General features: G+C 64.2%; 8 protein-coding genes and 1 pseudogene. 3 read left to right on the forward strand and 6 right to left on the reverse strand.

Annotation, left to right across the window (positions count from 1 at the left end):
• Positions 1–120: 120 nt before the first annotated feature.
• Positions 121–315 (forward strand): annotated as a pseudogene (locus tag EAV90_RS38605) (response regulator); the annotation flags it as partial.
• A gap of 79 nt (positions 316–394) precedes the next feature.
• On the opposite strand, the gene EAV90_RS38610 reads toward EAV90_RS38605, so the two are convergent.
• From EAV90_RS38610 to EAV90_RS38630, 5 genes are all read right to left on the reverse strand, one after another.
• Positions 395–1513, reverse strand: a complete 1119-nt coding sequence (locus EAV90_RS38610; protein WP_122402521.1) for a branched-chain amino acid ABC transporter substrate-binding protein — start codon at positions 1511–1513, stop codon at positions 395–397.
• 150 nt (positions 1514–1663) lie between these two features.
• Complete coding sequence (locus tag EAV90_RS38615; protein ID WP_129146421.1) at positions 1664–2407, reverse strand: ABC transporter ATP-binding protein; 744 nt, start codon at positions 2405–2407, stop codon at positions 1664–1666.
• Complete coding sequence (locus EAV90_RS38620) at positions 2404–3237, reverse strand: ABC transporter ATP-binding protein (protein ID WP_129146422.1); 834 nt, start codon at positions 3235–3237, stop codon at positions 2404–2406. The genes EAV90_RS38615 and EAV90_RS38620 overlap by 4 nt, the downstream gene beginning before the upstream one ends.
• Positions 3234–4553 (reverse strand): high-affinity branched-chain amino acid ABC transporter permease LivM, encoded by a 1320-nt coding sequence (gene livM / locus EAV90_RS38625; protein WP_122402524.1) that lies wholly within the window; start codon positions 4551–4553, stop codon positions 3234–3236. Before livM ends, EAV90_RS38620 begins: the two co-directional genes overlap by 4 nt.
• A 12-nt stretch (positions 4554–4565) precedes the next feature.
• Complete coding sequence (locus tag EAV90_RS38630) at positions 4566–5483, reverse strand: ABC transporter permease subunit (RefSeq protein ID WP_122402525.1); 918 nt, start codon at positions 5481–5483, stop codon at positions 4566–4568.
• A gap of 256 nt (positions 5484–5739) precedes the next feature.
• Here EAV90_RS38630 and EAV90_RS39990 point away from each other — a divergent pair, with 256 nt between their 5' ends.
• Both EAV90_RS39990 and EAV90_RS38640 read left to right on the forward strand, forming a co-directional pair.
• Positions 5740–5910 carry a hypothetical protein gene (locus EAV90_RS39990; protein WP_164937295.1) on the forward strand — a complete coding sequence of 57 codons (171 nt, stop codon included), beginning with the start codon at positions 5740–5742 and terminating at the stop codon, positions 5908–5910.
• Between the two features lie 267 nt (positions 5911–6177).
• Positions 6178–6702 (forward strand): hypothetical protein, encoded by a 525-nt coding sequence (locus tag EAV90_RS38640; protein ID WP_129146423.1) that lies wholly within the window; start codon positions 6178–6180, stop codon positions 6700–6702.
• Here the strand turns inward: EAV90_RS38640 and EAV90_RS38645 are convergent.
• Positions 6664–7056 (reverse strand): carboxymuconolactone decarboxylase family protein, encoded by a 393-nt coding sequence (locus EAV90_RS38645; RefSeq protein ID WP_122406583.1) that lies wholly within the window; start codon positions 7054–7056, stop codon positions 6664–6666. The two genes, EAV90_RS38640 and EAV90_RS38645, sit on opposite strands and share 39 nt — an antisense overlap.
• Positions 7057–7247 lie beyond the last annotated feature (191 nt).

Consider the following 7247-nt stretch of genomic DNA (forward strand, 5'->3'; position numbering starts at 1 on the left):
GAGTACCTCGTCTACTACAACAACCACAGACCCCATCAGGCCTTGGCAGGACAAACTCCCAAGGCTTTCGCCGCTTCCAAGACCACCGCGATCCAATCAGCGAATTATTGAACATCGACAATTGCGACCCTGCGCGAGCGCGCGCCGGCGCTCCCCGTCATTGCGGTGTCCGGGATGACGGCGCTCGATTTCATGGACCAATCGCCCCTCCTCGCCAACGTAGTCTGCCTGCAAAAGCCGTTTCGGCCGAACGATCTCCTGCAGGCATTGCGGAAGGCCCAGGCCGCGGCCGGCGAACTGCCCGCAGTCGTCTGATCCCTGCCGCAAGAAGAAACGCCCCGGGGTAAGCCCGGGGCGCGGTGATGATTGAGGGGATTGAGGTCCAGGCCAGCGGCTAGGTGCCGCTGCCCGCGATCTCGGCGTAGCCGCCCTTGGCGTCCCACTTGTAGACGACGTAGTCGATCTGCTTGATGTCGCCCTTGGCGTCATACTCGATCGGGCCGATCACGGTGTCCCACTTGCCGGCCTTCATCGCCGCCATGACCTTCTTGGCGTCGGTGGTGCCCGCCTTCTTGGCCGCCTGCGACCACACCTGCATCGCTGCGTAGGTGTAGAGCGTGTAGCCCTCGGGATCGATGCCCTTCGCCTTGAAAGCCTCGACGATCTTCTTCGCGGTCGGTTTGTTGCGCGGGTCGGGGCCGAAGGTGAACAGCGTGCCCTCGCCGGCAGGGCCGGTGATGGAGGCGTACTCCTTGTCGGCGAGTGCGTCGCCGGCCATCAGCACGGTCTTGAGGCCCTGGTCGCGCATCTGGCGCAGGATCAGGCCGCTCTCCTGATGATAGCCGCCGACATAGACGAGGTCGATGTTGTCGCGCTTCAGGCGCGAGACGATCGCATTGAAGTCCTTGTCGCCCTTGTTGTAGGACTCGTACATCTTCTCGGTGATGCCGGCCTTGTTGAGTGCCTTCTTGGTCTCGTCGGCAAGACCCTTGCCGTAGGTGGTCTTGTCGTTGAGGATGGCGATGTTCTTGCCCTTGAAGTTCTTGGCGATGTACTGCGCGGCGATCAGGCCCTGCTGATCGTCACGGCCGCAGACGCGAGCCACGTTCCAGAGCTTGCGCTCGGTGAACAGCGGGTTGGTCGAGGCCGGCGTGATCTGGAGCACGTTGCCGTCGGCATAGGCTTCCGAGGCCGGGATCGACGATGACGAGCAGTAGTGCCCGGCCACGAACGGGATTTTCGCGCCGGCGATCTTTTCGGCGATCGAGCGCGCCTGCTTGGGGTCGCAAGCGTCGTCTTCGATGGAGAGCGCGAGCTTCTTGCCGTTGAGGCCGCCGGCGGCATTGATATCGGCCACGGCCATCTCGGCGCCGTTCTTCATCTGGCGGCCGAAGGCGGACTCGCCGCCCGTCATCGGGCCTGCGACTGCGACGGTGACATCCTGCGCGAATGCCGCGCTCGACAGCGCGATCGATGCGCCGAATGCCAGACCGATGAGTTTCAGTGATTTCATGAGATACCTCGCGGGTGGTCGCCTGTGGAAGTTGCCGGGAATGCCCGGTTCAAACCGCCGCCATTCTTGAATGAATCCGAGGAGAAGTCACCGGCAAAATACGGGCATTGGCGGAGATATCTCGCCACATTGCGCTGCAGATGGCCGGACTCAGCCGTGCCGGCCGCCTTCCAGATAGGCGGCGCGAATCTCGGGGCGCTGCAGCAGCTCGGCTCCGGTCCCCGCCAGCGTGATCAGGCCATTGACCATGACATAGCCGCGATGGGCGAGCTTGAGCGCATGGTTGGCGTTCTGCTCGACGATCAGGACGGTCAGGCCGTCCTGCCGGTTCAGGGTGCGGATCGCATCGAAAATCTGGCGTGCGATCAGCGGTGCCAGTCCGAGCGAGGGTTCGTCGAGCAGGAGCAGGCGGGGGCGACTCATCAGCGCGCGGCCGATTGCCAGCATCTGCTGCTCGCCGCCGGACAGGGTTCCACCGCGCTGGGCATAGCGTTCCTTCAGCCGCGGAAACAGCGTGAACACGCGTTGCAGCATCGCCTCGCGTTCGGCATCGCTGCATTCGGTGGAGTCCGCCCCCATCTGAAGGTTCTCCGCAACGCTCATGCGCGGGAAGATGCGGCGGCCTTCCGGCGATTGCGCGATGCGCAAATGCGCAATCTCGTGGGTAGGCATGTCGGTGATGTCGCGGCCTTCGAAGAGGATCTGGCCGGCGCGGGCGCGCGGCTTGCCGAAGATCGTCATCATCAGCGTCGACTTGCCGGCGCCGTTGGCGCCGATCAGGGCTACGATCTCGCCGGCATTGATCTCGACATCGACGCCCTTCAGCGCCTCGATCTTGCCGTAGGCGGCGCGAAGGCCCCGGATCGCGAGCAGGGGAGTGGGCGCCGATGTCACGTCCCACTCTCCATCACGGCTACGGCCTCTTCCTCGTCGGCGCCGAGATAGGCGGCGATCACCTTGGGATCGTCGCGGACCTCGCGCGGCGTGCCTTCCGCGATCTTCACGCCATGGTCCATCACCACGATGTGGTCGGAGATCTCCATCACCACCGACATGTCGTGCTCGATCAGCAGGATCGAGGTGCCGAGCTCGTTCCGGATCGAGAGCAGGAGCTCGCTCAAGGCCGCGCTCTCGCGCGCATTGAGGCCGGCCGCGGGTTCGTCCAGGCACAACAGGGCGGGCTCGGTGCACATTGCGCGCGCGATTTCCAACCGGCGCTGGTCGCCATAGGCGAAATTGCCGGCGGCGTCGTCGGCGCGGTCGAGCAGGTTGACCCGCCTGAGCCAGTCGGTGGCGAGATCGATCGCGCGCTTTTCGGCGTCGCGGTAGCCGGGGGCGCCGACAAGGCCGAGCAAGGTGAAGCCGGAGGCGCGCATCAGCGCGTTGTGCTGCGCCACCATCAGGTTCTCCAGCGCGGTCATGCCGGGAAACAGGCGGATGTTCTGGAACGTGCGCGCCACCTTGGCCTGCTTGGCGATGCGGAAATCGTTCAGCCGCTCCAGCGCGATCACTCTGCCGTCGTCATGGGCGAGGCGAATGGCGCCGGCGCTCGGCTTGTAAAAACCGGTGATGCAGTTGAAGACCGTGGTCTTGCCGGCGCCGTTCGGCCCGATCAGGGCGGTGATCTTCTTCCGCTCGGCGTCGAAGGAGAGGTCCTGCACGGCGACGATGCCGCCGAAGCGCATGGTGAGCCGGTCGACGGTGAGGATCTTGTCGCCGTTCATCCGTGCCCTTCCTTGACGAGGTCGGAGGAGATCGCCTGCGCCTTGGTCAGAAACACCGTCGGCGCGCGATGGCCGATCAGGCCGCGCGGCCGCCAGATCATGATCAGCACCATCGCCATGCCGAACACGAGCATGCGATAGGTCTCGAGGCCGCGGAACAGCTCGAAGCCGCCGATCATGGCGAGCGCGGCGAGTGCGACGCCGAGCTGCGAGCCCATGCCGCCGAGAACGACAATCGCGAGCACCAGCGCCGATTCCTGGAAAGTGAAGGATTCCGGGCTGATGAAGCCCTGGCGGGTGGCGAAGAACGCACCGGCGAAGCCGCCGAACATGGCGCCGGTCGCGAACGCCGTGAGCTTGGTGGTCGTGGTGTTGATGCCGAGCGCGCGGCAGGCGACCTCGTCCTCGCGCAAGGCCTCCCATGCCCGCCCGATCGGCAGGCGGCGCAGGCGGATCGTCACCCAGTTGGTGAGGAGCGCAAGCGCCAGGATCAGGTAGAACAGGAAGACGATGCGGTGGGTCGGCGAGTACTCGATGCCGAGCCTGGCGGCAAACCCTTCATCGCTGTTGTCGAGCGGGATGCCGAAGAAGGTGGGGCGGGGAATGCCGGAGACGCCGTTCGGGCCGCCGGTGAGCTCCTGCCAGTTGATGATGACGAGGCGGATGATCTCGCCGAAGGCGAGCGTCACGATGGCGAGATAGTCGCCGCGCAGGCGCAGCACGGGGAAGCCGAGCAGCACGCCCCAGAACGCGGCGAGGATGCCGGCGAGCGGCAGGCAGATCCAGAACGACCAGCCGAAATTGGTGGCGAGCAGTCCGTAGGAATAGGCACCGACCGCATAAAAGGCGACGTAGCCGAGATCGAGCAGGCCGGCGAGCCCGACCACGACGTTCAAGCCCCAGCCCAGCATCACATAGGTGAGCACGAGGATCGCGAGATCGAGGATGTAGCGCTGGTCATAGAAGATCACGGGCACCAGCAGCGTGAAGATCAGCAGCGCCGGCGTGAGATAGCGGCCGATCAAGGACATGCCGCTCTGCAGTGCTGGCGGCACCAGCTTCTCGGCGCCGGTCGGACCGATCCATTGCCGCAGCAGCTCGATCACGATCGAGCCGCCGAACACGATCGCGACCAGGGAGGCGAGCTCGCCGAATCGGGTCCAGTAGGTGAGCTGGCCGGAGGAACCTGCCTCGGTGCGGATGCCGACCATCAGCGAGAACAGCACCAGCGCGACGAGGGCGTTGATGAAGGCGGTTTTGAGGAGGGCGAGGATGCCCGTTGCAGGTTTGGCCGTATTGGTCGAGGGAGCTGTCACGCGGCCGGTCCGTCAGACTTTTTCGACTTCGGGACGGCCGAGCAGGCCGGTCGGCATGAAGATCAGCACGACGATCAGGATCGAGAACGCCGCGACGTCCTTGTATTCGACCGAGAAATAGGCCGACCAGAACGTCTCGATCAGGCCGATCGCGAGCCCCCCGAGCATGGCCCCCGGCAGCGAGCCGATGCCGCCGAGCACGGCCGCGGTGAAGGCCTTGATGCCGGCGACGAAGCCCATGAAGAAATCGACAAGGCCGTAATAGAGCAGGTACATCAGGCCCGCGACCGCAGCGAGGGCGGCGCCGATCACGAAAGTCATGGAGATGGTGCGGTCGACGTCGACGCCGAGCAGCGCCGCCATGGTCTGGTCCTGCTCGCAGGCGCGCATGTCGCGCCCGAGCCGGGTGCGCGAGACCAGCCAATTGAAGATCACCAGCAGCACGATGGTGGTGATGACCACCATGATCTGGATGTTGGAGAGCTGGATCACGAACCCATCCGGGCTCTCATGCAATGTGTAGCCGCCGGTGATGAAGGGCGGGATCGGCTTGACGCGGGCGCCTTGCGCAACTTGCGAATAATTGGTCAGAACGAACGACATGCCGATCGCCGACAGCATCGGGGCGAGGCGGAAGGAATGACGCAGCGGCCGGTATGCGATGCGCTCGATGGTCCAGCCATAGAGTGCCGTGATCGCCATCGACACTAGCAGCACGACGAGCAGGATCACGGGAATGGCCGTGAGGCCGAGCGAGATCAGGATCAGGAAGGTGATGAGGGCGATGAAGCCGCCGATCATGAAGATGTCGCCATGGGCGAAGTTGATCATGCCGACGATGCCGTAGACCATCGTGTAGCCGATCGCGATCAGGCCGTAGATCGAGCCGAGCACGAGGCCATTGATGAGCTGCTGGGCGAAATAATCCATAAGCTGCCGTTACCCAAACTTGTCGCGGCTCAAAGGGAGCTCTTGCAGAGTTCTTGGGCCCCGGCAGCCCTTGAGCGTTCTTCCCGTTTTGTAACAGGAGGGAACTGGCGGCCGCAACTGGCCAAGTCTCGGTACAAAGGCTTGTACAGAGATCATTTTGCTCGGGTTCCGGACGTGAACGGAACCGGTTCCGGGGCAACCAAAGTAAGTGCTGGCCGTTATCTTGCCCTGACGTCCAACAAGGGAGTTTCCCCGAATGACGAAGCAGCAGAACCAGAATCCGGGTCAGCAGAGTCAGAACCCCGGGCAGCGCAACCCGCAACAGCAGCAGGGTGGCGGCCACAAACCCGGACAGCAGCAGCAGGATCCGATGCGCCAGGGCGATCGTCCCGGCCAGCAGCAGGGCGGCCAGCGCGGTCAGGAATAACGAGCCTGGGAGCCCAGGCGTGAAGGAGGCCCTGCCGAGAGGCGGGGCCTTTTTTTGCGCCTTACTCCGTCATTCCGGGGCGGCTCGAAGAGCCGAACCCGGAATCTCGAGATTTCAATGCTGCGCATTGCCCCGGAATGAGGGAGGCCATGGAGGGCAGTTAAGGTAAACAAAGGGTTTAAATTGCCGCCACAGTCCGATGCGAGTTAGCTCCGGCAAAGCCGCTGCCTTCCGTCGAAGGCCTCGGCAAACCAAGCGGGAAGCGGCATGTTCAGGAATTGGCGGATCGGTTCGGTCAACGGCGCGCTGCTGGCGGCTTATTTCATCCCGGCCTGGGCCCTGGTCGCCTTCAACATCTTCGTTGCACCGGTGCACGGCCTCTACGAGCGGCCGAGCGTCGCCGTGGCGCTCTTCCTGAGCGACCATCTGCAGATGGCGGGGATGGATACGGTGCGTGCCGCCTGGCTGTTGGCGCTCGGACGGCTGACGGTGGTGGCGTTTTTCGCGATCCACCTCGCGCAGCTCTGCGTCGCCCGAACCCGCAAGAACGGCGGCAGCGACGAGGCGCTCGGCATTGCGCTGGCGATCGGCAGCCTGATCTCGTTCGCCAGCATGGTGATGGCCTCGAAGGTCGGCGAGATGGCCGCGCTCCGGCTGCACGCGACCGAGCTGCTGCTTTTGCTCGGTGCCGCCATCGTGGTGGTGATCGAGAAGCCGGCGGCCGCGCCCAAGACGGCAGAGATTGCCGCACCGCTAGGTCTTGAGCAGGCCGAGCTCCTGCACAATCGCTGAGGCTTCCTTGACGGCGTGGTTCACCGCCGGCACGCCGCAATAAATCGCCTGCTGGAGCAGGATCTCCTTGATATCGTCGGGCGTGAAGCCGCCCTCGGCGAGCGCCGCACGCACGTGCAGGCGGAATTCGTCCCATTGTCCGAGCGCGACCATGGTGCCGATCACCAGCACCCGTCGCGTGCGCTCGTCGAAATGCGGCCGGGTCCAGATCTCGCCCCAGGCATAGCGCGTGATCAGGTCCTGGAAATCGGTGTTGAAGGCATTGCGGTTCGCGATCGACTTGTCGACCCAGGCATTGCCCAGCACTTTGCGGCGCACGTTCATGCCGGCATCGCGGCGCTTCTGGTCGTCCATGGCGTCCTCCTTTTTCGTCATTGCGAGCGCAGCGAACCAATCCAGTCTGTCACCGCGGAGGGATTTTCTGGATTGCTCACATGGGGATTTGGTGTGTCAAGGCGGTTTGTTCAGCTCTTTGTTCGATTGCAGGCCAGCTCTTCGTCCCGACCGTGGAGCACGTAGGATGGCGCGCGCAGATCGAGTCAAGG

Origin of the sequence: Bradyrhizobium vignae, from assembly GCF_004114425.1 — a bacterium.
GTDB classification, from domain to species: domain Bacteria; phylum Pseudomonadota; class Alphaproteobacteria; order Rhizobiales; family Xanthobacteraceae; genus Bradyrhizobium; species Bradyrhizobium vignae.

Excerpts from the sequence above, each read along its gene's own strand:
- EAV90_RS38610 (WP_122402521.1), bottom strand. The coding sequence starts at position 1,513 with ATGAAATCACTGAAACTCATCGGTCTGGCATTCGGCGCATCGATCGCG.
- EAV90_RS38620 (WP_129146422.1), bottom strand. The coding sequence starts at position 3,237 with ATGAACGGCGACAAGATCCTCACCGTCGACCGGCTCACCATGCGCTTC.
- EAV90_RS38630 (WP_122402525.1), bottom strand. The coding sequence starts at position 5,483 with ATGGATTATTTCGCCCAGCAGCTCATCAATGGCCTCGTGCTCGGCTCG.
- EAV90_RS39990 (WP_164937295.1), top strand. The coding sequence starts at position 5,740 with ATGACGAAGCAGCAGAACCAGAATCCGGGTCAGCAGAGTCAGAACCCC.
- EAV90_RS38640 (WP_129146423.1), top strand. The coding sequence starts at position 6,178 with ATGTTCAGGAATTGGCGGATCGGTTCGGTCAACGGCGCGCTGCTGGCG.
- EAV90_RS38645 (WP_122406583.1), bottom strand. The coding sequence starts at position 7,056 with ATGGACGACCAGAAGCGCCGCGATGCCGGCATGAACGTGCGCCGCAAA.